Source organism: Streptomyces sp. NPDC058326 (assembly GCF_042879855.1).
Classification (GTDB): domain Bacteria; phylum Actinomycetota; class Actinomycetes; order Streptomycetales; family Streptomycetaceae; genus Streptomyces.
Genome location: NZ_JBHVZO010000024.1, coordinates 54,479 through 80,997 on the forward strand (window position 1 = coordinate 54,479; position 26,519 = coordinate 80,997).

General features: G+C 71.2%; 27 protein-coding genes. 15 read left to right on the top strand and 12 right to left on the bottom strand.

The features are described 5' to 3' along the window. Positions 1–37 precede the first annotated feature (37 nt). On the top strand, positions 38–643 hold the full coding sequence (locus ACFVYX_RS32015; RefSeq protein ID WP_389684987.1) for a rhomboid family intramembrane serine protease: 606 nt from the start codon (positions 38–40) through the stop codon (positions 641–643). Here the strand turns inward: ACFVYX_RS32015 and mqnP are convergent, their stop codons facing one another. Both mqnP and ACFVYX_RS32025 read right to left on the bottom strand, forming a co-directional pair. Then, positions 644–1,546 carry a menaquinone biosynthesis prenyltransferase MqnP gene (gene mqnP / locus ACFVYX_RS32020; RefSeq protein ID WP_389684988.1) on the bottom strand — a complete coding sequence of 301 codons (903 nt, stop codon included), beginning with the start codon at positions 1,544–1,546 and terminating at the stop codon, positions 644–646. Next, entirely contained in the window at positions 1,543–3,000 is a 1,458-nt protein-coding gene (locus tag ACFVYX_RS32025) for a menaquinone biosynthesis decarboxylase (RefSeq protein WP_389684989.1), read from the bottom strand. The genes mqnP and ACFVYX_RS32025 overlap by 4 nt, the downstream gene beginning before the upstream one ends. A gap of 90 nt (positions 3,001–3,090) precedes the next feature. On the opposite strand from ACFVYX_RS32025, the gene ACFVYX_RS32030 reads away from it, so the two are divergent. Both ACFVYX_RS32030 and ACFVYX_RS32035 read left to right on the top strand, forming a co-directional pair. Beyond that, on the top strand, positions 3,091–3,483 hold the full coding sequence (locus ACFVYX_RS32030) for a PLD nuclease N-terminal domain-containing protein (RefSeq protein WP_389684990.1): 393 nt from the start codon (positions 3,091–3,093) through the stop codon (positions 3,481–3,483). Further along, entirely contained in the window at positions 3,483–4,367 is an 885-nt protein-coding gene (locus tag ACFVYX_RS32035) for a LysR family transcriptional regulator (RefSeq protein ID WP_389684991.1), read from the top strand. Before ACFVYX_RS32030 ends, ACFVYX_RS32035 begins: the two co-directional genes overlap by 1 nt. Here the strand turns inward: ACFVYX_RS32035 and ACFVYX_RS32040 are convergent. Further along, positions 4,270–5,199, bottom strand: coding sequence for a DMT family transporter (locus ACFVYX_RS32040; RefSeq protein ID WP_389684992.1), 930 nt, complete (start codon positions 5,197–5,199; stop codon positions 4,270–4,272). The two genes, ACFVYX_RS32035 and ACFVYX_RS32040, sit on opposite strands and share 98 nt — an antisense overlap. Before the next feature lie 148 nt (positions 5,200–5,347). On the opposite strand from ACFVYX_RS32040, the gene ACFVYX_RS32045 reads away from it, so the two are divergent. The 9 genes from ACFVYX_RS32045 (at position 5,348) to ACFVYX_RS32085 (ending at position 15,179) form a co-directional block, all read left to right on the top strand. Further along, a complete protein-coding gene (locus ACFVYX_RS32045; protein WP_389684993.1) occupies positions 5,348–5,971 on the top strand; it encodes a flavodoxin family protein in 624 nt (207 codons plus the stop codon). 468 nt (positions 5,972–6,439) lie between these two features. Then, the gene (locus ACFVYX_RS32050) at positions 6,440–6,982 is read left to right on the top strand and encodes a hypothetical protein (protein WP_389684994.1); all 543 of its coding nucleotides are present in this window, start codon (positions 6,440–6,442) and stop codon (positions 6,980–6,982) included. A 344-nt stretch (positions 6,983–7,326) separates the two neighbouring features. Next, the gene (locus ACFVYX_RS32055) at positions 7,327–7,917 is read left to right on the top strand and encodes a class I SAM-dependent methyltransferase (protein WP_389684995.1); all 591 of its coding nucleotides are present in this window, start codon (positions 7,327–7,329) and stop codon (positions 7,915–7,917) included. Positions 7,918–8,145: 228 nt separating this feature from the next. Continuing rightward, positions 8,146–8,430, top strand: coding sequence for a GntR family transcriptional regulator (locus ACFVYX_RS32060; RefSeq protein ID WP_389684996.1), 285 nt, complete (start codon positions 8,146–8,148; stop codon positions 8,428–8,430). 31 nt (positions 8,431–8,461) lie between these two features. Then, complete coding sequence (locus ACFVYX_RS32065; protein ID WP_389684997.1) at positions 8,462–8,914, top strand: nucleoside deaminase; 453 nt, start codon at positions 8,462–8,464, stop codon at positions 8,912–8,914. Continuing rightward, positions 8,907–9,818 carry an isopenicillin N synthase family dioxygenase gene (locus tag ACFVYX_RS32070; protein ID WP_389684998.1) on the top strand — a complete coding sequence of 304 codons (912 nt, stop codon included), beginning with the start codon at positions 8,907–8,909 and terminating at the stop codon, positions 9,816–9,818. Before ACFVYX_RS32065 ends, ACFVYX_RS32070 begins: the two co-directional genes overlap by 8 nt. Before the next feature lie 101 nt (positions 9,819–9,919). Further along, positions 9,920–11,980, top strand: coding sequence for a hypothetical protein (locus tag ACFVYX_RS32075; protein WP_389684999.1), 2,061 nt, complete (start codon positions 9,920–9,922; stop codon positions 11,978–11,980). A 4-nt stretch (positions 11,981–11,984) separates the two neighbouring features. Next, positions 11,985–13,529, top strand: a complete 1,545-nt coding sequence (locus tag ACFVYX_RS32080; RefSeq protein ID WP_389685000.1) for an ABC transporter substrate-binding protein — start codon at positions 11,985–11,987, stop codon at positions 13,527–13,529. Positions 13,530–13,697: 168 nt separating this feature from the next. Continuing rightward, on the top strand, positions 13,698–15,179 hold the full coding sequence (locus ACFVYX_RS32085; RefSeq protein ID WP_389685001.1) for an MFS transporter: 1,482 nt from the start codon (positions 13,698–13,700) through the stop codon (positions 15,177–15,179). 3 nt (positions 15,180–15,182) lie between these two features. Here ACFVYX_RS32085 and ACFVYX_RS32090 read toward each other — a convergent pair whose 3' ends face one another. The 8 genes from ACFVYX_RS32090 to hemL form a co-directional block, all read right to left on the bottom strand. Then, on the bottom strand, positions 15,183–15,719 hold the full coding sequence (locus ACFVYX_RS32090; protein ID WP_389685002.1) for an SRPBCC domain-containing protein: 537 nt from the start codon (positions 15,717–15,719) through the stop codon (positions 15,183–15,185). Positions 15,720–15,756: 37 nt separating this feature from the next. Then, entirely contained in the window at positions 15,757–16,833 is a 1,077-nt protein-coding gene (ccsB, locus tag ACFVYX_RS32095) for a c-type cytochrome biogenesis protein CcsB (protein WP_389685003.1), read from the bottom strand. Next, on the bottom strand, positions 16,830–18,554 hold the full coding sequence (locus ACFVYX_RS32100) for a cytochrome c biogenesis protein ResB (RefSeq protein WP_389685004.1): 1,725 nt from the start codon (positions 18,552–18,554) through the stop codon (positions 16,830–16,832). The genes ccsB and ACFVYX_RS32100 overlap by 4 nt, the downstream gene beginning before the upstream one ends. A 5-nt stretch (positions 18,555–18,559) precedes the next feature. Beyond that, a complete protein-coding gene (locus ACFVYX_RS32105) occupies positions 18,560–19,297 on the bottom strand; it encodes a cytochrome c biogenesis CcdA family protein (protein ID WP_389685005.1) in 738 nt (245 codons plus the stop codon). A gap of 4 nt (positions 19,298–19,301) precedes the next feature. Beyond that, a complete protein-coding gene (locus ACFVYX_RS32110; protein ID WP_389685006.1) occupies positions 19,302–19,907 on the bottom strand; it encodes a TlpA family protein disulfide reductase in 606 nt (201 codons plus the stop codon). 96 nt (positions 19,908–20,003) lie between these two features. Beyond that, positions 20,004–21,287, bottom strand: coding sequence for a hypothetical protein (locus tag ACFVYX_RS32115; protein ID WP_389685007.1), 1,284 nt, complete (start codon positions 21,285–21,287; stop codon positions 20,004–20,006). A gap of 201 nt (positions 21,288–21,488) precedes the next feature. Then, the gene (locus ACFVYX_RS32120) at positions 21,489–22,184 is read right to left on the bottom strand and encodes a histidine phosphatase family protein (protein WP_389685008.1); all 696 of its coding nucleotides are present in this window, start codon (positions 22,182–22,184) and stop codon (positions 21,489–21,491) included. Further along, positions 22,181–23,527: a glutamate-1-semialdehyde 2,1-aminomutase gene (hemL, locus tag ACFVYX_RS32125; RefSeq protein WP_389685041.1), complete on the bottom strand. Its 1,347-nt coding sequence runs from the start codon at positions 23,525–23,527 to the stop codon at positions 22,181–22,183. The genes ACFVYX_RS32120 and hemL overlap by 4 nt, the downstream gene beginning before the upstream one ends. A gap of 231 nt (positions 23,528–23,758) precedes the next feature. Between hemL and ACFVYX_RS32130 the strand changes: the two genes are divergently transcribed. Further along, complete coding sequence (locus ACFVYX_RS32130; RefSeq protein ID WP_389685009.1) at positions 23,759–24,361, top strand: hypothetical protein; 603 nt, start codon at positions 23,759–23,761, stop codon at positions 24,359–24,361. 214 nt (positions 24,362–24,575) lie between these two features. Then, entirely contained in the window at positions 24,576–24,995 is a 420-nt protein-coding gene (locus ACFVYX_RS32135) for a MerR family transcriptional regulator (RefSeq protein ID WP_389685042.1), read from the top strand. Positions 24,996–25,105: 110 nt separating this feature from the next. On the opposite strand, the gene ACFVYX_RS32140 is transcribed toward ACFVYX_RS32135, so the two are convergent. Then, positions 25,106–25,957 carry an ABC transporter substrate-binding protein gene (locus tag ACFVYX_RS32140; RefSeq protein WP_389685010.1) on the bottom strand — a complete coding sequence of 284 codons (852 nt, stop codon included), beginning with the start codon at positions 25,955–25,957 and terminating at the stop codon, positions 25,106–25,108. A 319-nt stretch (positions 25,958–26,276) separates the two neighbouring features. Between ACFVYX_RS32140 and ACFVYX_RS32145 the strand changes: the two genes are divergently transcribed. Beyond that, the gene (locus tag ACFVYX_RS32145; RefSeq protein ID WP_389685011.1) at positions 26,277–26,516 is read left to right on the top strand and encodes a hypothetical protein; all 240 of its coding nucleotides are present in this window, start codon (positions 26,277–26,279) and stop codon (positions 26,514–26,516) included. Positions 26,517–26,519: the final 3 nt, after the last annotated feature.

Genomic DNA, 26,519 nt, shown 5'->3' on the forward strand with positions numbered 1-26,519 from the left:
ACGTCTCCGGGGGGAGGCACGACAGCAGGGGGCCACGATGACCGATCCGCGCACCGGCGAGTGGAGCTCGGCCGACCGGGCCAAGGCCGCCGCCAAGATCATGCTCGTCTGGGTGACGGCCCTCTGGGCCCTCGAAGCCGTCGACCACGCCACCGGTCACGCGCTCGACGCGTACGGCATCGTCGCCCGTGACCCGGACGGCCTGGGCGGGATCCTCGCGGCGCCGTTCCTGCACTTCGGCTTCGGGCACGTCGCCTCCAACAGCGTCCCGCTGCTCGTCTTCGGCTTCTTCGCGGCACTCGGCGGCATCCGCCGCTTCCTCGCCGTCTGCGCGCTGATCATCGTCGCCGACGGCGTCGGCGTCTGGCTGATCTCCCCGTCGGACTCGATCACCGCGGGCGCGTCCGGACTGGTCTTCGGCCTCTTCGGCCATCTCGTCGTCCGCGGCTTCGTGGAGCGCAGGCTCCTCGGCATCGCCGTCGGAGTGACGGTCGCCGCCATCTGGGGCGGCGGCATCCTGCTCGGCATCTCCCCCGCCAACACCACCGTCAGCTGGCAGGCCCACCTCGTCGGCCTGGTGGCCGGTGCGGGCACGGCCTTCCTCTTCCGCCCCGCCCGCCGACGGCCCGCCCTCACCCCCTGATCACACCGCCAGGCCACGCACCAGCAGGTCGATCGACGCGCACACGAACAGGGTGATCCCGATGAAGCCGTTCGTCGTGAAGAACGCCCGGTTCAGCCGGGACAGGTCGTGTGGCCTCACGATCGAGTGCTCGTAGCAGAAGGCGGCCGCCACGATCACCAGACCGGTCCAGAAGAAGAGACCGGCGCCGGTCGCGAGGGCGTACCAGACGAGCAGCCCCGTGGTGACGACCGCGGAGGCACGGGCGCCCCACAGCGCGGCCGGGATGCCGAAGCGGGCCGGGACGGAGAGCACGCCGTGGGCCCGGTCCGCCCGCACGTCCTGGCAGGCGAAGATCAGGTCGAAGCCGCCGATCCAGACGCCCACCGCGAGGCCCAGGATCACCGCGTCCCAGGACCACTCACCGGTCACCGCGATCCAGGCGCCGATCGGCCCGATCGCCTGGGCGAGCCCCAGGATGGCGTGCGGGAAGTTGGTGAACCGCTTGCCGTACGGATAGACGACCATCGGGATGACGGCGAGCGGCGCGAGCGCCAGGCAGAGCGGGTTGAGCAGGGCGGCGGCACCGAGGAAGACGACGACGGCGATCCCGGCCCCGGTCCACGCGGAGCGCACGGACACCGCGCCGGTCACCAGCTCACGGTTGGCGGTCCGGGGATTACGGGCGTCGATCTCGCGGTCGATGATCCGGTTGCAGGCCATGGCGAAGGTCCGCAGGCCCACCATGCAGACGGTGACGAGGAAGAGCGTCCACCAGTGGATGTTCTTGTCCGTCTGGTACATCGCGGTGAGCGAGGCGGTGTACGCGAAGGGCAGCGCGAAGACCGAGTGCTCGATCATCACGAGCCTCAGGAACGCCTTCGTACGCCCCGGCCGGGCGCCCGGTACGGCGGCCGTGGTCACAGGCCGTACTCCTTCCAGCGACGGTCCACGAGGGCGGCCGTCGCCGGGTCCGACTCGACCATGTCCGGCCAGCCGCCGTCCCGGGTGTAGCCCTCCTCGGGGAGCTTCTTGGTGGCGTCGATGCCCGCCTTGCCACCCCAGAACTGCTGGTAGGAGGCGTGGTCGAGGTGGTCCACCGGGCCCTCGACGACCGTGAGGTCCCGGGCGTAGTCGGTGTTGCCGAGGGCCCGCCAGGACACCTCGTGCAGGTCGTGGACGTCGCAGTCCTTGTCGACCACGATGATCAGCTTGGTCAGCGACATCATGTGCGCGCCCCAGATGGCGTGCATGACCTTCTGCGCGTGCTTCGGGTACTTCTTGTCGATCGAGACGATCGCGCAGTTGTGGAAGCCGCCCGACTCCGGCAGGTGGTAGTCGACGATGTCCGGCACGATGATCTTGAGGAGCGGCAGGAAGAAACGCTCCGTCGCGCGGCCCAGCGGACCGTCCTCGGTCGGGGGCCGGCCGACGACGATCGACTGGAGCAGCGGACGCTTCCGCATGGTCACACAGTCGATCTTCAGCGCGGGGAAGGGCTCCTGCGGGGTGTAGAAGCCGGTGTGGTCGCCGAAGGGCCCCTCGGGCAGCATCTCGCCGGGCTCGAGCCACCCCTCGATGACGACCTCGGCGTTCGCCGGGACCTGGAGCGGGACGGTCTTGCAGTCGACCATCTCGATCCGCTTGCCCTGCACGAAGCCGGCGAACAGGTACTCGTCGATGTCGCCCGGCAGCGGGGCCGTCGAGGCGTACGTGACGGCCGGCGGGCAGCCGAACGCGATGGCGACCGGCAGCCGCTCGCCCCGCTCCGCCGCGACCGCGTAGTGGTTCCGGCTGTCCTTGTGGATCTGCCAGTGCATGCCGATCGTGCGCTTGTCGTGCCGCTGGAGCCGGTAGAGGCCGAGGTTCCGCACCCCGGTCTCCGGGTGCTTGGTGTGGGTGAGGCCCAGGTTGAAGAAGGAGCCGCCGTCCTTGGGCCAGGTGAAGAGCGCGGGCAGCCGGTCGAGATCGACGTCGTCGCCGGTGAGCACCACCTCCTGCACGGGGGCGTCGTCCGACTTCACCTTCTTCGGCGGGATGTGGACCATCGAGCCCAGCTTGCCGAAGGCCTCCCGGACACCGACGAAGCCCTGCGGCAGCTCCGGCTTGAGCAGCCCGCCGATCTTCTCGCTGATCTCGCCGTACGACTTCAGGCCGAGGGCCTTGAGCAGCCGGCGGTCCGTCCCGAAGACGTTCATGGCGAGGGGCATCGAGGAGCCCTTGACGTTCTCGAAGAGGAGCGCGGGCCCTCCCGCCTTGTTCACCCGGTCGACGATCTCCCCGACCTCCAGGTACGGGTCGACTTCGGCCTTGATGCGCTTGAGGTCGCCTTCGCGCTCGAGGGCCCTGAGCAGCGAGCGGAGATCGTCGTAAGCCATAGGGGCAAGTATCGGTCACCGGCTACCCTGGAGGTGTCACCGGGGCCGCCGTAGCGCGCCCCCGCCACCGCTTCCAGGGGGCTCTCCCACATGCTCAGGGCGCTGCTGTTCATCCTGCCGCTGGCGCTGATGATCTACGCCTTCATCGACTGCCTGAACACCCCGGAGGAAGAGGTCAAGCACCTTCCCAAGCCGGTCTGGGCCATCGTGATCCTGCTGTTCTCGGTGGTCGGCGCGGTCGGCTGGATCGCCGCGGGCAAGAACCGCCGTCCGAGGACCCGGGGCGGTGCGGGCGGCTGGGTCGCCCCCGACGACAACCCCGAGTTCCTGAAGTCGCTCAAGGACGAGAAGAAGAGCGGTGGGCCCGGCGGGTCCGAGGAGTCCGACAGGGCCGACGAGTCCGTCCTCGACGAGCTGGAGGCGGAGCTGCGCCGCGAGGAGGAGCTGAAGAAGCGCGAACAGGACGGCGACAAGGACCAGTGATGGAGCTGCGGCTCCTGGCCACCTTCGAGAAGGTCGCCGACGTCCTCTCCTTCACCCGCGCGGCGGCCGACCTCGGCTACGCCCAGTCCAGTGTCACCGGCCAGATCCGCTCCCTGGAGGCCTCGCTCGGCGTGGAGCTGTTCGAGCGGCTCGGCAGCCGGATCCGGCTCACCGAGGCGGGCGAGCGGCTCCTTCCGTACGCGCGCCGGATGGCGGACCTCGCGGAGGAGGCCCGTACGGCGGTCGAGGTCACCGCGGAACCCTCGGGCACGATCGCGGTGGGCACGATGGAGTCCCTCACCTCCTACCGGCTGCCGCCGCTCCTGGAGTACTTCCACCACCGCTACCCGGGGGTGCGGCTGACGCTGCGGCCCACGCTCGGCGACGAGACCCGGCAGGCGCTGCGGCAGGGCACGTACGACGTCGGCTTCCTGATGGAGCCGGAGACGGAGCACGAGGGCCTGGAGACGGAGGTCCTCGCGCCCGAGCCGCTGGTCCTGGTGGCGGGCCCGGACCACCCCCTGGTGGGGCGTACGGCCCTGACGGCCATGGACCTGGCGGGCGCCCAGCTGGTGGGCACGGAACCCGGCTGCCCGTACCGCGATCTGTTCGAGGCGGAGCTGCGGGAGTGGGCGCCGCCGTTCATGGAGTTCGGCACGATCGAGGCGACGAAGCGCGGGGTGGCGGCGGGCCTCGGGGTGGCACTGCTGCCGAGGGTCGCCGTCTCCGGGGAGCTGGCGACCGGGGCACTCGTGGAACTGGCCTGGGAGGCCCCCTTCACCCTCTTCACGCAGCTCGCGTGGCGGCGGGGGAAGCGGCTTCCGGCGCATGTCCGGCTGTTCGTGGAGCAGGCGCGGCGGCTGGTGTCCGAGCAGCGAGGGTGACCTTGAGGCTGGCGAGGACGATCAGCGGGACGCCGAGCGCCTGGACGAGCCCGATGTGGTGCCCGTACACCGCCCAGTCGACGCCCATGGCGACGGCGGGGTAGGTGAAGGCGAGGACGGCGATCTTGGCGGTGGGCAGCTTGGCGTAGGCCGCGTACATGAGCACGTACATGAGCCCGGTGTGAACGATCCCGAGGCCCACGAGCCAGGCCCAGCCGCTCCCGAGACCGGCGGCGGCGCCGAAGTCGGCGAAGGGCAGCAGCAGCGGAAGTCCGACGAGCACCTGGACGAGGGCGACGAGATGGGGCCGTACGCCGGTGATCCGCTTGGTGACGAAGGTCGCGAGGGCGTAGAGCACGGCGGCGGCGAGCGCGAAGCCGAGCCCCTTGAGGGAGGCGGTCTCCCCGGGCCGTACACCGGAGACGAGGACGAGCCCGACGAAGGCGAGGGCGAGCCATCCCAGCTTGCCGGCGGATATCCGCTCCCGCGTGAGCACCGCCCCGAGCAGCACGAGGAAGAACGGCTGGGTGTGGTAGACGACGGTGGCGAGGGAGATCGAGGTGGCTTCATAGGCCTCGAAGAGGAACACCCAGTTGAAGACGATGAAGGCACCACCGAGGGCGGCGAGGCCCAGCTTCCTCGCGGTGAACCCGTGCCCGGTGAAGAACCCCCGGACGAGGCTGTACGCCCCGAGCGCGAGGGCCCCGAAGAGGCACCGGAAGAACACCACCTCGAACGGTGAGGCGCCGGACTCGACGACGAAGACGCCGAGGGTGCCGGAGAGCACCATGGCGAGGGTGAGTTCGACGGTTCCCCTGGTCTCGTTTCTCATGGGAACGACGCTACGGACGGGCCAGGAGCGGGTCCACGAGCCAGTGGAGGGTCTTCCCGATGGGGGCGATCGGCGGAGCCGATGGGGGCCGGAATAGCGTCGGCGTGGAGGAAGTTGGCACCGGAACACCCCAGACACCGGAGCAGACATGACCCTCGGCACGACAGGCGCCGCCCCGGACCGCTCGTTCCTCTTCGTCCTCGGCAGCTCCCGCTCCGACGGCAACACGGAGATCCTCGCCCGCGCGGCCGCCGCGCAGCTGCCCGCCGGGATCCCGCAGCGCTGGGTGGACCTGAACCGGCTGGCGCTGCCCGACTTCCAGGACGGCCGGCACGAGGACGCCGGCCGGCCGGTCGACGAGAACGAGGAACTGCTGCGGCAGGCGACGCTGGAGGCCACCGACATCGTCATAGCCTCGCCCCTGTACTGGTACACCCTCTCCGCGCAGACCAAGCGCTACCTCGACTACTGGTCGGGCTGGCTGGACGTACCGGACCTGGACTTCAAGCGGCGGATGGAGGGCCGGACGCTGTGGGGCGTGACGGCCATGGCGGACGACGACCACGTCGTCGGGGACGCCCTGACGACCACCCTGAACCACACGGCGGCCTACCTCCGCATGCGCTTCGGCGGCGTCCTGACGGGCACGGGCTCCCGCCCGGGCCGCGTCCGCGCCGACGAGGGGGCGATGCTGCGGGCGAAGACCTTCTTCGAGAGCGAGACGCCGGCGGCGCGGTTCCCTTATGAGGTGGGCGCCGGGGCCGGCGTGTGAGGACACCGGCCGGCCAAGGGGCGTTTCGGTGTGCCCGGTAACGTGGATTCCTTCGGGCGCCGTCGGATCCTGGAGTCCAAAAGGTGAATGCCGATGACGCCTGGCGAACTGCCTGTCGTGTGGAGCTTGCCCGCCGAGGACGCCCGAGCCGGATGGCGGGCGCTGTGGTGGAGCGTCGGACCGGGCAACGAACTCGCGGTGATGCTGATCCAGGAACGGAACCTGCGCCGTTCCCCGTACGTCAAGGGATGGATCGGATGGAGTGTGGCGGCTCCGTGTGACGGCGTGTTGGTCGTGGTCTCGGACGGGATCGAACGCCGAACCCCCGTAACCGGCATAGACGCGGGAACCAACCGCCTGGCCCTGCTCTCGTGGTCACGTTTTCTGCTGGTGTCAGGCCGTACACGCCGGGATCAGAACGGGAGCTGGGAGAGGAACGCGGTGGTGCACTCCCCCGGGGGATACCCGGTGAGTCACTTCTGCATCGGCGACGACATCGACTACCTCATCACCGACCGCGACGGCGGCATCTGGGCCTCGTACGGTGACGAGGGCATCTACGGGGACCACCCGGAGAGCAGCGCCGGCCTGGCCCGCTGGGACACCGACGGTACCCACACCTGGGGCCCTGAGGGGCGGCTCCCCGTATGGCCCCTCGGCGGAAGCGCGGGCGCCACCGAGGGGGCCGCCGCCTGGCTCGCCTGGTACAGCCACAAGGGCGCCTTCCTGTCCCGAGTCGATCCCGCCACCGGCGACGTCACCACCTACCGCAACCCCCTGAGAGACACCGACGGCATCGCCGTCCGCGGCACCCGGATGCTCCTCAGCCACCGGTTCCACAACCGTCCCGACGTCGAGCTGAGCCGCGCGGAGCTCGTCGACGACGCCTGGGTGATCACCGCCCAGGAGAAGCTGCGCCTACCGGGACCGGTAGTGATGCGCTGCGCTCAGGGCCGCGACGGTGTCCTCTGGCTCCGTGCCGGGGACACCTGGATTCAGATCGAAGCCTGAGCCACCGAGGCTCAACCGCCCGGGCGTTCCCGACGCCACCTGGACGGGCGGCCCCGAGGTGGCCCGGAATCGCACCGTGGCCGCCATCCGTGCGGCAGGCTGCGGCGTGGACCAGGAGCTGTGGCCCGACGCCGCCGACTGCACGCAGTGCCACTCGGGCTGCACGGACAGCCCGGTGGGCGGCAAGAAGTAGGCACAGCAGCACCGCCCGCCCCTCGCCCCTCGGGTCGACGGGCGGGCTCTCCGCATGCGAAAGGACGAAGGTGCGCGAACAGGACGCCGGCACGTGGGACGTGTGGGGTGCGGTCAGGCCGGGACGCAGGGAGACGAACGCCGCTGGGGCCATGACGTGGTTCAACTGGACGCAGTGGCCCGACCACGGGCCCGACGAGACGATCCTCGGTGACATCCCCGGCGCGCGGGTCCTCGACCTGGGCTGCGGCAGCGGCGGTAACCTCGCTCACCTGGTCGCACTGGGGGCCGAAGCGGTCGGCGTGGACATCTCGCCCGTGCAGGTGGCCAAAGCGCGTGAACGCTGGCCACACCTCGACGTGAGGCAGCAGACGGCCGAGGAGTTCCTCGCGGCAGGCGAGGACGAGTTCACGGCCGTCTGCTCGGTCTTCGGAGCCGCCTGGTTCACCGATCCCGCCGAACTGCTGCCCTTGGTGCACGCCCGCCTCGCGCCTGGCGGCGTCTACGCGTTCTCCCACACCCCCCCGGCCCTGGCGGGTTGCTACGGACCGCAGGCGTCCCAGGTGCAGCCGCCGGAGAAGGGGGCGGAGCCCCTGTACGTGAAGCGCTGGGACTACGAACGCGGCCGCTGGACGGAGATCCTCCAGCGGGCCGGGTTCACGGACGTGACGGCCGAGGTGCTCGCGCCTCCGGCAGGGAAGCGGACAGGGACTCTGCTCGTCCGGGGCGTCAGAGCCGGGTAGGGGCCGCCGGATGGCAGGCGCACCCGCATACGAGACAACGGACTCCTTGTACGCCGCTGTCGCGGGGCACATGGTCACGGCAGTGGTCGTGACGGCCCATGACGCAGCGCGGCGACCTGTACTCCGGCTCCGGGACCGTCAGTGCGTCGGCCAGCAGGGACACGGTCACAGCGTCCGCGATCTCCGGCGACACCCACCAGCCGTCGCCCGCGCGGTCACGGTGGTCGTGTGACTGACCGCAGCAAGATCCCCGACTTCGATCCTCAGGGCCCCCAGCTGGTGTACGTCGCGGTGGCCGACCACATCGCCGCCCGGATCGCGGCCGGAGAGCCGGCCCCGGGCGCCCGCCTGCCCGCCGAGCGCGACCTGGCCGAGGAGTACGGAGTCGCGTACCTGACAGTCCGCCGCGCGGCCCGGGTCCTGCGGGAGCGAGTCCTGATCCTGACCGTTCACGGCAAGGGCACGTTCGTCGTCGATCCCCTGCCGGCGGACAAGGGCCCACAGCAGGTGTGATGTCACCGACCCACCGGGGAAGGCTTCCGCCATGGACCAGGAACAAGCCCGCCGGTGGCTCGCCACCGCCCTCACCGAAGCCCGCACCGGGCTCGCCGAGGGCGGGATCCCCATCGGGGCCGCCCTGTACGGGGCCGACGGGACGCTGCTCGGGCGCGGGCGCAATCGGCGCGTGCAGGACGGGGACCCGTCCGCGCACGGGGAGACCGCCGCCTTCCGGGCGGCCGGCCGGCAGCGCTCGTACCGGGGTACGACCATGGTCACCACCCTCTCGCCCTGCTGGTACTGCTCCGGGCTCGTCCGGCAGTTCGGGATCTCGCGGGTGGTCGTCGGTGAGGCGGAGACCTTCCACGGCGGGCACGACTGGCTGGCGGAGCACGGCGTCGAGGTCTTCGTGCTCGACGACCCCGAATGCGTCGCGCTTATGCGGAAGTTCATCGCCGACCGTCCGGAGCTGTGGAACGAGGACATCGGCCATGAGTGAAGCGCGGCTTCCCACCATCGACCTGCGCCGTGACCCCGCCCCCCAGCTCCCCGCCGTCGACCGCGCCCTGCGCGACGCCGGGTTCCTCCTCGTCACCGGGCACGGCGTCGACCCGGGACTCCGGGCCGAGATCCGGGCAGTCGCCCGCGCCTTCTTCCACCTCCCGCCCGCCCTCAAGGAGCCGTACGCCGTGCGGGTCGGCGGCCGGGGGTGGCTCGGTCCGGGGGCGGAGGCCAACGGGTACGCGGAGGGTACGGCGACCCCGCCCGACCTGAAGGAGTCGCTCTCCTTCGCGGCGGACGAGCCGACCGGGGACCCGGCCGTGGACGCCGAGTGGTTCCTGCCGAACACCTGGCCCGCCGAGGTCCCCGAGCTGAGACCCCTGGTGGAGATCTACCTCGCACAGATGAAGGCGCTCGCCGACCGCGTCCTCGACCTGCTCGGCGTGGCGCTCGGCGAGGAGCGGGACTTCTTCACCCGGCACACCGGGCACCCCACCTTCGGCTTCAACATCAACTGGTATCCGGGGCGGGAGCGGACGGGCGATCCGGAGCCGGGTCAGTTCCGGATCGGCCCGCACACGGACTTCGGCACGGTCACCGTCCTGGACCGGGAGGCGGGCAAGGGCGGTCTGCAGGTCTTCACCGACGCCGGCGGCTGGCAGGACGCGCCGTACGACCCGGCCGCCTTCACCGTCAACATCGGTGATCTGATGGCCGGTTGGACCGGCGGACGGTGGCGTTCGGGACGGCACCGGGTGCTGCCGCCGCCGGCCGACGTACCGACGGAGGAGCTGATGTCACTGGTGTACTTCTACGAGTGCACCCCGGGGACGACGATCCACGGCATCGAGTCGCACGGATACCTGCGGGCCCAGCTCGACGCCATCGCCACGGAGAAATGACACCACCCCTCACCACGACTCGAAAGCAGTGTCGAAAAGCGGGCCGCTTTCCCAACACACCGTCGATATCCTTGAGTTGACTGTGACGGGGGTGGCGGGGCGTGGACAGGGAGCTGTACGGCCGCGAGGCGGTCCTGCACGATGCCGGGCTGGTCGCGCGGCTCAGCGGCCTCACGCGGCACGGTGCCGCCCGGGTGCCGTTCGAGCACGGGGACGATCCGCCGGTCACGGTGTTCACGGGCGGACGCGGCACGGGGAAGACCGCCCTGCTCAAGGAGGTCCGCAACCGCTACAAGGGGTACACCCCGCTCGCCCTGCTCGACTGCGCGCACATCGAGCCGCCCGCCGACCACGGCCCGGGCTGGACGCCGGTCACCGGGGCGCTCGCCGAGCTCGCCGTCCAGCTGTCGCCGAAGGTGCTGGGCGCGCGGCCCGTGCGGTTCCCCCGGCTCTCGCTCGGTCTGGTGGCCGTCGCCTCGCTCGGCTGGTCCCGGGAGGACGACGAGCGGGCCCGGCGCGACCTGCTGCGGCTCGGGCCCCTGCTCGCCACCGTCGACGCGACCCGGGGCGCGGCCGCGAACTGGGTCGGCAAGGTCCTCGCCAAGCTCGCCGCGCGGTTCGCCGAGGCCACCGTCCCGCTCGCCGGGCTGCTCGCCGAGGCGACCGTGGAGACCGTCCTCGAAGAGGTCTTCGGGCGCCTCCAGCGCACCTCGGAGAACTGGTACGGCAGCTACCGCAACGCGGGCGGACACGGCAAGGCCGGTCTCCAGCAGCTCGCGATCGACTTCGAGCAGGGCGGCCGGCGCCGGCGCGAGGCAGAGGACTTCCTCGTCGGCGCCCTCACCGAGGACCTCCTCCACGCCTACACCGGGCTGCGGCGCGGCAGCCGCATAGGACGTCCCCTGATCCTCCTCGACAACGCCCACGAGCCGCTCGGCCGGCAGCTCGTCGAACCGGTCCTGCGCGCCCGCGCCGAGGGTCGCCGCGACCGGGTCGTCGTCCTCGCCGCCTCCCGGATCCGCGAGCACGAGGGGCTGCGGCACGCCACCCGGACCCGGCTGCCGGAAACCGCGCACCGGGCGCCGTGCCCGCGCGGGACGAGCGTCGGCTCCGGCATCCTCGCCGTCGAGCTGACGCCGCTCTCCCCCGCCCAGACCCGCTCCGCCTTCGACCACCACGACCCGGCGGGCCGGACACCTCCCGAACTCGCCCGCGCCGTCCACCGGCTGACCGGCGGCCGCCCGCTCGGCGTGGCGCTCCTCGGCCGGGCCGCCGGAGAGGCCCCGGAGCACCTGCGGGCCGGGCTCACCCCGGCCGGGCTGCTCGACCTGACCGTGGAACTGCGCGAGGACACCCCGCCGGTGTCCGTCGCCCCCACCCTGCTGACCGAACTCCTCCCGGTGCGCAGACCCGGCCCGTACGCGGTGCTCGCCGCCGCCCACGACGAGGAGTCCGCCCGGATGCTCGCCCACGCCAGGCTCCAGGGCGAGTCCCTGGACGGGGACGTGGCGCTGCGCGTACGGGACCAGCTGCGTTCCGAGGACTGGCCGGAGGGCCCCGGGCACTTCGTCGCCGACCCGCTCCTGCGCGCGCTGCTCCTGCACCGGCTCCGCTTCGAGGACGGCGACCACCCGCACTACGCCGCCTGGCAGGCCGTCCACGAGACCCTCCGCCGGCACTACGGGCCCGAGCCCGGCCCGTACCGGCTCCACCACGACCTGGCGCTCGGCCGCACCGAGGAGGCCGTCACCCATCTGCGGGAGACGTTCCCGGAGCAGGACGTCCTCGGCTGGCTGGGCCGGCTGCGGTTCATCGGATCCGCCCCCTGCCCCCGGGAGCGGGACAGGACCGGGCCCGACCCGCGCCGGGCGGTCGCCCTCGGCCAGGGGCCGCTCGGGGAGCTGCCGCCGGGGCTCGACGCCGACGCGGCCGAACTCCACCTGTCCGTACGGCGGCTGCTGCACGCCGTATGGCTGCTCACCGATCCGCTCGCACTGCCCGACGACGAGGTGGCCGACCGCCTCGCGCACGAGCTGCGCCGGCTCTCCGGCCGTCATCTGACGGGCAGCGGTTCGCTCTGGGACGCGGCCACCCACTGGCCGCGCGACATCCGTGCCTGGCGGGAGCTCTCGCTTCCGCCGGGCCGCGAGGACGGAGTCTGACGCCATGCCCGACCGTCTGACCGACCAGCTGCGCCGCCGCGTCCGCACGCCCCGCCAGAAGCTCGTCGCCTCGGTCGTCGCGGCCGCCGTCGTCCTCGGCCTCGGCGGCTACGGCGTCGCCCGGCTCACCACCCCGGAGGACCGTTCCTGCGCCCCCGGCGTCGAACGTCCCGCCGGCAGCGACGAGTGCGTCGGCGTCAACGGCGGCGGCCACGACTTCGGCATCGCCGAACTCCGCGACATCGCCGCCGCCATCAGCAAGGAGAACGCCTCGCTCCCGGCGGACGCGTACGTGACCGTCGCCGTCCTCCTGCCGCTGACCTCCACCGACAGCGGCATGCGGACCAAGGTGCTGCACGAGCTCCAGGGCGCGTACGCCTACCAGTACCGCGCCAACCACGAGTCCAACGACGAGACTCCCCGGATCCGGCTCGTCCTCGCCAACACCGGTCAGGGCAACGCCCACTGGCGCACCACCGTCGACCGGCTCGTCACCATGACGGACACCGCCGACCGGCTGCGGGCCGTCTCCGGCGTCGCCACCTCCTCCACCGAGATGCGGGAGGCGGTGACCGCCCTCACCGGAGCCGGGATCGCCGTCGTCGGCACCACCATCACCGCCGACGACATCGCCAACGGCCCCGGAGCCGGGAACCGCTACCCCGGCCTCGCCCGCGTCTCCCCCACCAACACCGACGAGGCGAAGGCCCTCGCCCACTTCGGCAGGGTCGACGCCGCCAAGGCCTTCCTCGTCCAGGACACCCGGACCGGCGACCACTACACCGACACCCTCAAGGCCGCCTTCGCCGCCAACCTCAAGGGCGCCCCGCACGAGCCGGCGCTCTTCACCTCCCCCGCCGACCCCACCGCGGAGGGCACCACCGCCAACACCTTCCGCCAGATCACCCATCTGATCTGCGACACCCGCGCCGAGACCGTCTTCTTCGCAGGCCGCCACACCCAGCTGCGCCAGTTCATCAACGCGCTCGGCTCCCGCGGCTGCGTCGAGCGCGCCTTCACGGTCCTGACCGGCGACGAGGGCTCGTACCTGGGCGCCGACGAGAAGCTCGACCGGGACGCGCTGAAGGCGAAGCTGACCGTGCGGTACGCCGCGCTCGCCCACCCCGACGCCTGGAAGCCGGCGCCCGGCCGGCCCGTCCCGGCGACGGGCGGCTCGGTGGTGGCGTACTCGACCTTCGTGACGGACATCGCCCGCGCCTCGAAGACGCCGGTGGCCCTCGCGGACGGGCAGGCGATCGTCGCGTACGACGCGATGGCGACGGCGGTCCACGCGATCCGCCAGGCCACCCCGCAGGGCTCGCCCTACCCGCAGCTCGCGGACGTCGTCACCCAGTGGCCGCAGGTCAAGGGCTCGCTGCGGGTCCAGGGGGCGAGCGGCTGGATCTGCCTGGACAACTACGGGAACCCGTACAACAAGGCGGTCCCGATCGTGGAACTGGCCCAGGACGGGACCCAGCGCTTCGTCCAGATCGCCTGGCCGGAGGGCAGGCCGCCGGCCCTGTCCTGCCTCCCGCCGAAACGCGGCTGACCCCCCAGGCCCCCTCCCCCCCCAGGTCCCCGAACGGCCGAGCCGAACCGGGGAGCTGTTGTCGCCCCCGGCGGCTCCGCCGAAGCTGGGACAGCGGCGCGCCCGGCATGCCCACCCGTCCCGGGGGTACGCGGGCAGCCGCATGACCGGACGAAGGGAGCGCCATCCATGGGAGTCGACTCCGCACCGGCACCTGTGCCGGCGGACACGGGCACGGTCACCACGGCGGTCCCGGCCCGCCTCGACCGCCTGCCGTGGTCACGGTGGCACTGGATGATCGTGATCGGCCTCGGCACCGTCTGGATCCTCGACGGCCTCGAGGTCACCATCGTCGGCAACGTCGCCGGCCGCCTCGCGGAGGAGGGCAGCGGCCTCGACATCACCTCCGCGCAGGTCACCGGCATCGCCGCCGCCCTGTACGTGGCGGGAGCCTGCTCCGGAGCGCTGTTCTTCGGCTGGCTCACCGACCGCTACGGCCGCAAGAAGCTCTTCATGATCACCCTGGCGGTGTACCTCGGCGCGACGGCGATGACGGCGCTGTCGTTCGAGTCCTGGTGGTTCTTCCTCTTCCGCTTCCTCACCGGCTTCGGCATCGGCGGCGAGTACGCGGCCATCAACTCGGCGATCGACGAGCTGATCCCGTCCCTCTACCGGGGCCGGGTCGACCTCATCATCAACGGCAGCTACTGGCTCGGCGCCATCGGCGGCGCCCTGCTGTCGATCGTCATGCTGGACACCGACATCTTCCCGAAGGACCTCGGCTGGCGGCTCAGCTTCGCCCTGGGCGTCGTCCTCGGCCTCGTCATCCTGCTCGTACGACGGCATGTGCCGGAGAGTCCACGCTGGCAGTTCATCCACGGCCGGGGCGAGGCCGCCGAAACGCTGGTGTCCTCGGTCGAGCGCGAGATCGAACGGGAGAAGGGCGAGGCGCTGCCGCCGCCGGCCGGCGAGATCACGATCCACCAGCGCAGGAGCATCGGCTTCGGTCTCATCGCGAGGACGGTCTTCGCCCGCTATCCGCGCCGCGCGGTCCTCAGCCTGTCCCTGTTCATCGGGCAAGCCTTCCTCTACAACGCGATCACCTTCGGGTTCGGCGCCATCCTCACCACGTTCTTCGACGTGCCGACCGGACACACCGGGTACTACTTCGCCGTCATCGCGGCGGGCAACTTCATCGGCCCGCTGCTCCTCGGCAGGCTCTTCGACACCGCCGGACGCCGGATCATGATCTCCTCCACGTACCTGCTGTCGGGCCTGCTCCTGTTCGGGACGGCGTGGCTCTTCGGCCGGGGCTCGCTGACGGCGACGACCCTGACCGTGTGCTGGTGCGTGGTGCTGTTCTTCGCGTCGACCGGTGCCTCCAGCGCGTACCTGACCGTCTCCGAGATCTTCCCCATGGAGACCCGGGCGATGGCCATCGCCTTCTTCTACGCCCTGGGCACCGCGGCCGGCGGTATCAGCGGTCCGCTGGTCTTCGCCGAGCTCACCGAATCGGGCGTCGTCGGCGACACGGTCCTCGCGTTCCGGATCGGCGCCGGGCTGATGTGCGCCGCCGGCCTGGTGGCGGCGTTCCTGGCGGTCAACGCGGAGCGGCGCTCCCTTGAGGACATCGCCGAGCCCCTGTCGGTGGCGAAGCCGGACACCCCCTAGATGTCAGGGCTCCCACTTCGGCCAGGGCGCTGCCTCCCGCTCGTACAGCTCCCGCAGGTGCCGCCACCGCTCGGGCGTCCACTCCCGCCAGTCCGTCGGGCGGCCGTCGAGCGCCTCGGCGAGCAGCTCGAAGTGATCGTGCCACCTGGCCAGACAGTCGAGGCGGTACTCCCGCGACCCCCGCACCTCGTTGGTGAAACGCAGCACGGTCGACCCGCCGCCCCCGGAGGGCCCCTGCTCCAGATGGAACCGGATCCGTCCGAGGGTCGTCGGTTCGACCGTGTACTCGGCGACGTAGTCGGGATCCCAGGCGGTCACCCGCCCCGAGACCTCGGTGTCGGCGTCGAGCCGGCGGAGGGTGACCCGGCCGCCGAGCCGGGGTTCCAGCGGGTCCGCCTCACCGAGCCAGCCCGGCAGCCCCTCGGGGGAGGCGACCGCCGCCCAGACCTCGGGCAGCGGATGGGGAAGCTCGACGACGAACCGCAGCAGGTGCGTGTCCCCGTCGTGGGTCTCGCTCCTGCCCCGGGGTATCTCGCTCATGTCTCAAGCGTGGCCCCGGGCCCCCTCACCCGCGAGCTCAGACGCCCGCGTACGAGTGCTTGCTGGTCACGAAGATGTTGACGCCGTAGTAGTTGAAGAGGAAGCAGGCGAAGGCGATGAGCGCGATGTACGCGGCCTTCCGGCCCTTCCAGCCGGCCGTCGCGCGCGCGTGGAGGTACGCGGCGTAACCGACCCAGGTGATGAAGGACCAGACCTCCTTGGCGTCCCAGCCCCAGTAGCGGCCCCACGCGTCGCCGGCCCAGATCGCGCCCGCGATGATCGTGAACGTCCAGAGCGGGAAGATGGCCGCGTTGACCCGGTAGGAGAACTTGTCGAGGGAGGCCGCGGAGGGCAGCCGCTCCATGACCGAGCGCGCGAAGGCGCCGGGGTTCCCGCCGGTCGCCAGCTTGTTCTCGTACGAGTCGCGGAAGAGGTACAGCAGGGTGGCGACCGCGCCGAGGTAGAAGACCGCGCCGCAGAAGATCGCGGTGGAGACGTGGATCCACAGCCAGTACGAGTCGAGCGCGGGAACCAGCTGGTCACTGGGGGTCTTCAGCCAGGTGGTGGCCATGCCCAGGTCGAGGAGGACCGTGGTCACGAGCGGCAGACCGATCCAGCGCACGTTCTTCTTGGCGACGAGGAAGCCGAGGTACGCGCCGACCGCCACCGTGGAGAAGGTGGTGGAGAACTCGTACATGTTGCCCCAGGGGGCCCGCTGCACGGCGAACGCCCGGGAGACCACGCCCGAGGCCTCGACCAGGAAGGCGAGGGCGGTGAGCGAGACGGCGATCCGGCCGTACAGGTCGCCCTTGACCGTGCCGCCGGCGGCGCCGGGGCCGTCCGGCACGTCACGGGTGCCGGCGGCGGCGCGGGTGACGACCTTCGGCTTGTCCAGGACGGCGGTGCCACCGCTCTGCTTGACCTGGACCGTCACGGCGGCGGTGGCGGGGCGCGCGGTGAGGGCGGCGGCGGTACGGCCGACCTTGCTGCGGCTGCCGAGGACCCACTCGGCGATATGGGCGAAGAAGGCCAGGGTGTAGACGGCCATCGAGGAGTAGATGAGCAGGTCGCTCATCTGCGCCAGGCTCTCGTTGGTCGTGGCGGCGAGGATCACTTGTCGGCCTCTCCAGAAGGGGCGGGGTCTTCCGCGGGGTCTTCCGCGGGTTCCGGCAGGGCGTCCGGATCGGCTTGCGTGGTGGGGGGCGCCTGCGCGGTGAGCGCGACCGCGAGATCGCCCAACTCCTCCGGCAGCTTGGCGGACTCGCTCCGGCCGAGCCCGGCCATCTCGACGACGGTCACGCCGTCCTCACCGCGGACGGCCCGGACCCAGACCCGGCGCCGCTGGATGAAGAGCGAACCGGTCAGACCGGCGATCGCGGCGATCGCGCCCGCGAGGGCGAGGCCGTTGCCGGGCTGCTGCGAGATCTGGAAGCTCGCCCACTCCTTGATGTCCTTCTCGAAGGTGATCGAGCCGGCGCCGTCGGGGAGCCTCATGGTCTCGCCGGGCAGCAGCCGCTTGGCGAGCTTGTTGCGGGACGCGTCCGTGAACTGCTTCATGTGGGACTTGTCGAGCTGGTACACGTTCTGCGGAAGACCGGAGTCGACCCCCAGGTCGCCGTGGAACCCGGTGAGCGCCATCACGGGGAAGTCCAGCGCCGGGAACTGCGAGAACATCGTGCCCGAACCCGCGCCCGCGAAGGTCGGCACGAAGAAGGCCTGGAAGCCCAGCTGCTCCTTCTCGCCCTTCTTGTCGCGGTAGCCGTCCATCACCTTGATGGCGCCGGTGGACGTGATGTTGTTGTCGATGGGCAGCAGCGGCACGGCACCGTGGAAGACGGTCTTGCCGCGGCCGTCCTTGACGGTGACGACGGGCGCGTAGCCGTGGGCGATCAGATAGACCTTGGAGTCGCCCACCTCGAGCGGCTCGTTGACCCGGATGACGGCCTTCTTGTCCGTACCGCCCTGCGAGTAGGAGACCTTCGCCTCGAAGGTGCGGGGCGTGCCGCGCTGGGGGCCGCTCTTCTCGTACGTGCCGTCGAAGGCGTCGAGCTTGAAGCTGAACGGCTCCAGCTCGTCGATGCCGAACTGGGAGCCGGACTTGAAGTCGTCGTACTGGGTGAGCGTGTTGGAGAAGCCGTCGCCCTCGACGACCAGTTTGCCGCCCTCGGACTTGAAGAGCTGGCCCCAGGCGAAGGCGACGAGCATCACGATCAGGGCGACGTGGAACGCCAGGTTCCCGGCCTCGCGCAGATAGCCCTTCTCGGCGGCGATCGCGTCGCCCGCCGTGTGGGCGCGGAAGCGGCGTCCCTTGAGGAGGGTGAGCGCGGCCTCGTGGACCTGCTCGGGCTCGGCCCCGGTGCGCCAGGTCGTGTACGCGGGGAGGCGGTCGAGGCGCTTGGGGGCGCCCGGCGGGCGGCTGCGGAGCTGGCCGACGAACTGCCAGCTGCGCGGCACGATGCAGCCGATGAGGGAGACGAACAGCAGGATGTAGATCGCGGAGAACCACACCGAGCTGTAGACGTCGAAGAACTGGAGCTTCTCGTAGAGCGGGGTGAGGGTCTCGTGCGCCTTCTTGAAGTCGGCGACCTTCAGCTCGTCCGCGCTGGTCTGCGGGATGAGGGAGCCGGGGACGGCGCCGAGGGAGAGCAGGAAGAGCAGGATCAGGGCGACCCGCATGGAGGTGAGCTGTCGCCAGAACCAGCGGATCCAGCCGACGACCCCGAGCGTGGGGCCGCCGATGCCGGTCTCTTCCCGGGGGGCGGTCGACAGCCGGGCCCCGGCGCTGCCGACGTTGTCCCGCTGCTCCGGCGTCTCGCTCGTCTCGGTCTTGCTCATGGAACTCAGATCCCCACCGTGAAACCGCTGGACCAGCCCTGCATCGTGGCGACCATGCTGTCCCACGCGCCCGTGAGGAGCAGGACGCCGGTGACGATCATCATGCCGCCACCGATCCGCATCACCCACACATAGTGCTTCTTCATCCATCCGAACGCGCCGAGGGCCTTGCGGAAGGCTACGGCGGCGAGCACGAACGGTACGCCGAGGCCGAGGCAGTAGGCGAAGGCGAGTATCGCGCCGCGCCCGGCGCTGGCCTGCTCCAGGGCGAGGGCGTTGACCGAGGCGAGCGTCGGGCCGATGCACGGCGTCCAGCCGATGCCGAAGAGCGCCCCGAGGAGCGGGGCGCCGACCAGGCCGGCGACGGGCTTCCTGTGGAAGCGGAACTCGCGCTGGGTGAACCAGGGCATCAGGCCGAGGAAGAAGACGCCCATGAGGATCATGAGCACGCCGAGGACCGTGGTGAGCGTCTCTCGGTACTCCTGGAGGGTCGACCCGAAGTAGCCGAAGAGCGCCCCGCCGGACACGAACACGGCGGTGAAGCCGAGGACGAAGAGGACGGCCCCCGCCGTCATCCGGCCGCGCCGGCTCTCGGCGAGGTCGGTGCCGGTGACCCCGGTGACGTAACTGAGGTAGCCGGGGACGAGCGGGAGGACGCACGGCGAGAAGAAGGAGACCAGACCGCCGAGGACCGCGAGGGGCAGGGCGAGCAGCAGGGCTCCGCTGGTGACCGTCTCGTTCACCGGCTCACTTCTCCTTGAGGAGGGGCTCGATCATCGACCGGAGCTTCTCCTCGTTGAGTGCCATGAGCGAACGGGCCGCGATCTTGCCCTCCTTGTCGAGGACGACGGTGGAGGGGATGGACTGCGGGCTGAGCGTGCCCTTGGGGAAGCCGAAGAGGATGAGCTTGCCCTGCGGGTCGTAGAGGCTCGGGTAGGTGACCCCGTAGTCCTCCTCGAAGGCGAGCGCGGGCTGCTTGTTGGGGTCGCGGGTGTTGAGTCCGACGAACTCGACGCCCTTGCCCTTGAGGTCCTTGGCGACCTTGGCGAAGTGCGGGGCCTCGGCGCGGCAGGGGCTGCACCAGGAGCCCCAGGCGTTGAGGACGACGACCTTGCCCTTGAGATCGGCGACGTCGAGCTGCTTGCCGTCGAGGGTCTCGCCCGCGAGCTTCCCGGTGGACGCGCGCTCCCCCTTGGCCGCGGTGGAGATGCCGCCCGTGTTGGTCACGAAGTTGGTGTTGCCACCGCCGCCGGACTTGCCGTTGCTGTCGCCGCCGCAGGCCGAGAGCGCGAGGGCGGCGGTCAGCACTCCGACGGCGAGCAGGGTGCGTCGAGGGGCACGGCTAAGGCTCATGTGAAAAGTTTCGCATGGGCGTTTGGGGGATCTTGGGCACCCCCCTACGTGCCCGTAAAGCCCCTTGTCAAGATCGCCTAAGCGACGGGCCTGTTTCTAGCTCGGGGTGGACGTGGGGACCGGCTCGGGCCTGAGGAAGGCGTTCCAGCCGCCGGCGGGCTTCTGTCCCACGTCCAGTGAGCGCAGCTTCCCGAGGATCTTCGGGTCCTGGACGTCGAGCCAGTCGACGAACTGCTTGAAGGAGACGAGCCGGACGTCCTTCTTCCCGGCCATTCCCTTGAGCGCGTCCTCGACGGCGTCCATGTAGATGCCGCCGTTCCACTGCTCGAAGTGGTTGCCGACGTAGAAGGGCGCGCGGTTCGACTCGTACGCGCGCGTGAAGCCGCCGAGCAGGGCGTCGGTGGCCTGCTTGCGCCAGCCCGGGTAGCGCGAGGGCATGCCCTTCGTCGTGTTCTTCGACTGGTTGGCGAGGATGTTGTAGTCCATGGACAGGACCTCGAAGGAGTGCCCGGGGAAGGGCACGGCCTGGAGCGGCAGGTCCCAGATGCCCTGGCGCTTGACGGGCCAGGTCTGGCGGCCGCCGGGCGAGCTGGCGTCGTAACGCCAGCCGAGCCGCTTGGCGGTGGGGAGCAGGTTGTCCTGACCGAGGAGGCAGGGCGTACGGCCTCCGACAAGCTCCTTCGAGTAGTCGAAGGGCAGCGGGTCGAGGTCGGTCCAGCCGCTGTTCGTCTTCCACTCGGTGACGAACTTCATCGCCTGGTCGATCTCGCTCTGCCACTGGGCGGGGGTCCAGTTGCCGACGGAGCCGGAGCCGCCGCAGAAGTGCCCGTTGAAGTGGGTGCCGATCTCGTGGCCTTCGAGCCAGGCCTGCCGGACGTACTTCAGGGTGTCCTTGATGTGGTCGTCGGTGAGGTAGCCGATGTCGGAGGCGCCGACGCGGTTGTTCGGCGGCCGGTAGAGGTTCTTCTTCGACTCGGGGAGGAGGTAGATCCCGGAGAGGAAGAAGGTCATCGCCGCGTCGTGGTTCTTGGCGACTTCGAGGAAGCGCGGGAAGAGGCCGTTGCCGACCTCGCCGGCGCCGTCCCAGGAGAAGATCACGAACTGAGGCGGGGTCTGGCCGGGTTCGAGCGGGACGGGGGCGTCGGGCTGATGCGGCTGCTTTCCGGTGTCGGCCGTGGAACCGTCACCGATGAGCCGGGCGTCGTCCTTGGTCGGGGCGGCCGTGCTCGGGTCCGCCGAGACGTCTCCACCCTTGCCGGGTCCGGAACGTCCCGGCTTGTCCTGGTTGTTGGTGCTGCACGCGGCCACACCCATCGCCGCCGCCGCGCCGAGGCCCGCCCCGAGCAGCCCCCTTCGACTGATCCCACTGATCCCGCGCATGACATCCCCATTCGCGCTGACGTATGACCTGAACGTCATCCAAACCGACAATGAGTGAGATGCCGGGACGAACACGTAGGTTCCGGGAAATAGCACAAAAATTTCAGGGCGACCGGTTGGCATGAACACCACCCGATCGCCCTGAACTGTGGACCTTGCGCAGCCGCGCTGTCCAGTGCGGCGCCACCGCGCCCCGGAGACCTACGCCCCGAAGGCCTTCGACTTCCCCTTGGCCGGCTTCGCACCCGCCCTGAGGTGCACGGGGACGAGGTCGAGCGCCGGCTCGCTGTACCCGACCGAGACGATCCTGTCGCCCTGGTACGTGAACGAGGTCAGCGAGGCCAGCGTGCACTGCCGCCGCCGCGGGTCGTGCCAGAGCCGCCGCTTCTCCACGAAGCTGCGGACGATCCAGATCGGCAGCTGATGGCTCACGCAGACCGCCTCGTGCCCCCGAGCCGCGTCCTTCGCCGCGTCGAGCGCACCCATCATCCGGACGACCTGCTCGATGTACGGCTCGCCCCAGGACGGCTGGAACGGGTTGGTCAGGTGCTTCCAGTTCCCCGGCTTCCGCAGCGCCCCGTCGCCGACACCGAAGGTCTTGCCCTCGAAGACGTTCGCCGCCTCGACCAGACGGGGGTCGGTCGCCACGTCCAGACCGTGCGACTTGGCGACCGGCTCCGCCGTCTCCTGCGCCCGCTCCAGCGGGGAGGCGACGACGTACGTGATGTCCCGGCCGGCCAGGTGCTCGGCGACCCGGTCCGCCATCTCCCGGCCGAGCTCGGACAGGTGGTAGCCGGAACGGCGCCCGTACAGCACGCCGTCGGGGTTGTGGACCTCGCCGTGCCGCATCAGATGGACGACGGTGATCTCGTCGGCCTTGTCGTTCACCTGGCTCATGCCGTCGCCTCCGCGGCGGCACGCGCGGCGGCCGGCAGGGCGGCGGCGATCCGCTCGATCGCCCGCTCGTCGTGGGCGGCCGACACGAACCAGGACTCGAAGGCGGACGGCGGCAGATAGACGCCGTCGGCCAGCATCGAGTGGAAGAAGGCGTTGAAGCGGAAGGCCTCCTGCTGCTTCGCCTCGTCGTAGTTCCGCACCTCGTCGGAGGTGAAGAAGACCGAGAACATGTTGGAGGCGGTCTGCAGCCGGTGCGCGACACCCTCCTTGGCCAGGGCACCGGTGACGAGCCCCTGGATCTCCTTCGACACCGCGTCGACCTTCTCGTACGCCGCGTCGTCGAGCAGCCGCAGCTGCGCGAGCCCGGCGGCGGTCGCGATCGGGTTACCGGAGAGCGTGCCCGCCTGGTAGACCGGCCCGGCCGGCGCCAGATGCCCCATGACGTCGGCACGGCCACCGAACGCGGCGGCCGGGAAGCCGCCGCCCATGACCTTGCCGAAGGTGAGCAGATCGGCCTTCACCCCGTCGACGCCGTACCAGCCGGCCTTCGACGTACGGAAACCGGTCATCACCTCGTCGGAGATGTACAGCGCGCCGTTCTCCCGGCACAGGTCCGCGAGGCCCTGGTTGAAGCCCGCCACCGGCGGCACGACACCCATGTTGCCGGGCGAGGCCTCGGTGATGACACAGGCGATCTCGCCCGGGTGCGCCGCGAAGGCGGCCCGCACCGCGGCCAGGTCGTTGTAGGGCAGCACGATCGTGTCGCCGGCCTGGGCGCCCGTCACACCGGGCGTGTCCGGCAGCCCGAGCGTGGCGACACCGGAACCCGCCGCGGCCAGCAGCGCGTCCACGTGGCCGTGGTAGCAGCCCGCGAACTTGACGACCTTGGCGCGCCCGGTGAACCCGCGGGCCAGCCGGATCGCGGACATCGTCGCCTCGGTACCGGAGGAGACGAGACGCACCTGCTCGACCGGCTCGATCCGCGCGACGATCTCCTCGGCGAGCGCGACCTCACCCTCGCCGGGCGTACCGAACGAGGTGCCGCGGGCCACCGCGGCCTGCACCGCGGCGGTGACCTCGGGGTGCGCGTGGCCGAGGATCATCGGTCCCCACGAGCACACCAGGTCGACGTACTCCCGACCGTCCGCGTCGGTGAGGTACGGACCGGAACCGGACACCATGAACCGGGGCGTACCGCCCACGGCCCGGAAGGCACGCACCGGTGAGTTCACGCCGCCGGGCGTCACGAGGGAAGCGCGGTCGAAAAGCGTCTGTGAGACTGGGGCTTCGTATGAATACGGCACTGTGATCCTGACCTGCGAGAACGACTTCGGGCACGACATCGGGAACGGAGGGACGGCGGTGAGCATCCTGTCTGTTACGCCGGGGCGCTCCCCCTCCGCGTCTGCGAAACTGGGGCCTCATAGGGATGACTCACGGAATCCATGGTGTCAGAGGCCACGGCGTTCTTGCGGACAGGTGTTTCACCGTACGAACGCGGGGGAGGTCACTGACACGATGATCGGGTCGCGCGGCGGGGTCGTGTTGCCGAGAAAAAGCAGTCGGGTGGAGATATGCATCGCGGTGGCGGACCGGGCGAGGGGACGGACGACCTGGGTCCGGAGTCTGCCCGGCGGGGGAGGCACCGGCGCCGGCGGGCCGAGGACCCGACCGCGTCGGAGCGCCGGGCGAGCCCGGACCCCGCTGCGGAACCGCCTCCCGCTCCCGGGGGCCGGAGCTTGGGCGTGACGTACAAGTACTTCGGCGCGCCCAACAGCGCGACGGCGGCCCAGGTCCCGATCTCGATGCGCCCGGAGGAGCTCGGCGGCGACGAGCTCGGCATGGGCGGCATGTTCACCAAGATCAAGCCGGAGACCATAGCGGCCATGGTCCTGACCGGCATCCAGGGCATGCCCCTGAACAAGGTGCCCCCGCTGGAGCTGGTGGTCCTGCACCCCGACTACGCGGTGGTGAAACTGCCGATGACCGTGGTCGACCCGCTCCGCGCGATCGGCGAGGAGTCGGTGGGCGCCGCCGCCTTCATCTGGTCCACGGTCCCCGACCGCGGCGGTCCGCGCGACGCCTTCGACGTCTACCAGCTGCTCCACGAGTGGCAGGACTTCTCCGTCCGCCTCCACGAGGCGGGCCACCAGCCGTACTGCCTGGTGTGGCCGTGAGCTGACGTCCCCCGCGTCCCGAACTCCCCGGGCAGGCGTTTCGCCGCACTTCCGGCACTCATAAGTGCTGAAGTTAGGACGAATGGTATGTAATGCGCGGACATGGTGCCCTCGGGGAGCCCGTATGCCCCGAGGAGCCCCTGCGCCGGGCGGGAGTCCCTGACGAGGAAGGACCTGACGCGTGAGCGGAGTACGAGAAGCACGAGGCCTGCGAGTGGCCGGCGAACCGATGCAGATCGGCGAGGTCGCCGCCCGCACCGAACTGTCCCTGCGCACGATCAGGCAGTACGAGGACAGCGGCCTGGTCGTCCCGTCCGCGGCCTCGCCGGGCGGCTTCCCGCTCTACACCGACGCGGACGTGTCCCGCCTGATGGTGGTCCGCCGGATGAAGCCGCTCGGCTTCACCCTCGACGAGACCCGGGAACTGCTCACGGCCGTGGACCGGCTGGCCGCCGAGCGCGCGGGCACGGACACGGAACTCGACCCGGACGAGCGGGCCGCACTCCTGGCCCGCGTCCGCGGCTTCGAACAGGCCGCGGCGGAACGCGTCGCCGAACTGCGGGCCCAGCTCGCCCGAGCGGAGGAGTTCGCCGACTCCCTCCGCCGCACCCGGCTGACGGCGACACCGGCGTGACGGCCGGGGGACCGGCGGCCCGGGCCTGACCGGCGGGCGGCGGGGCTGGGGCAGGCCGACCTGATCCGGATGGGCAACTCGCTTGCCCGAGCCGTCCGCCGGCCCGCCGTTCAGGAAGCGAGCGCCTCGGCGAGGCCACGGAAGAAGCGCGCGTACGCGGCCGGGCTCGGCGGGGTCTCGGGGTTCCACGGCATGGAAGGGACGCCGGACAGAGCCTCGTCCGGCGCCGTGGCATGGCCGCGGTCGTCGAAGAGGACCAGGCCGGGACGGAGTTCCGTGGCGCGGCCCCAGTCCGTGGTGAGCCAGTTGGCGCCGGGCCCGGGCCCCGGTTCGACAAGGCGGACCCCGAGCTCGGCGAGCCGCGCCAGCTCCGGCCAGGCCTGCGGCCGTGCCAGGTGCACCTGGTCCGGGCCGGCCCCGGAGAGGGCGAGCACGGCGAGCCCGCTCCGGCCGGCGGCCTCCCGGAGCGTGTCCTCGGCGGCCCGGAGCCCGGCCGCGGAGCCCGCCGCATCCGCCCCGGCGTCCGACCGGACGGCCCCCAGGCTGACGGCCAGCGCGCCGAAGCGGTCGAGTATCGCCGGCAGCCTCAGCTCGTTGCCGACGGAGAGCGCGACGAGCGGCACCCCGGCCCGTTCGGCGACGGCCTCGTCAAGCGCGTACGGGCTCTTCCCGTCGTAGGTCACGTCGACGATCACGTCCGGCCGCAGCTCCCGCAGCAGCGCCTCGTCCAGGCTCCGCCCCGGCCCGAGGTAGGTCACCCCGGCCGCCCGCAGCCCGCCCTCCTTGGCCGGGTCGAGGACCTGGCCGTCGTGCCCCGAGCCGTACACGGCGACCGGCGTCACGCCCAGGTCGCACAGGGCCGCCCCCGCCCGCACGTACGCGATCACCCGCCGCGGCACACGCGCCGCGCCCAGCTCCGTACCTCTGTCGTCCGTGAAACCCCATGGCTGCGCCCCGGACATACGGCTGCTCCCTCCCCGGCCGGAATGTGCCTCTTCCGCCACCTTGGAGCGGTTCCCCGGCGCGCACAAGAGGGCCTCCCGCCCCCGCCGGGCGGCCGGGGCGGGAGAGGCCCGGCCGGGCGGGGACCTCGGTCCCGGGCCCCCTGCCGAAAGCCCGCCACGGGGTGTTAACTGAACAGATCGGGAGGAAGTAGCAGGAATCTTCGATTCCGTCGTGTCCGCGCGTCACCTGCCGGGGCGCGCCGCGCACGGCGACCGAGGGCCTCGAACCGCTGCCCTTCGCCCCGGCCTGCCGGTCCTCACACCCCTGGAGTGAGCCATGTCCTTGCCCGGCCGGTTCTCCGACCCCCGTGTGATCACGCTCGTGTGTCTGCTCGCCGTCCCGACGGTGGTGTGGCTGTCGCTGAGCCTGCGGTCCCGGGCCCGCGACCGGGCCCGTACGCCGCTGGAGCGCGTCTGGCACCCGCAGGAGTCGGTGGAGCTGACACCCGCGGAGGAGCATGCCTTCGGACAGGTCGTCTCCCGGCTCTCCTCCGGCTCCCCGGGCCACCCGCGCTGAGCG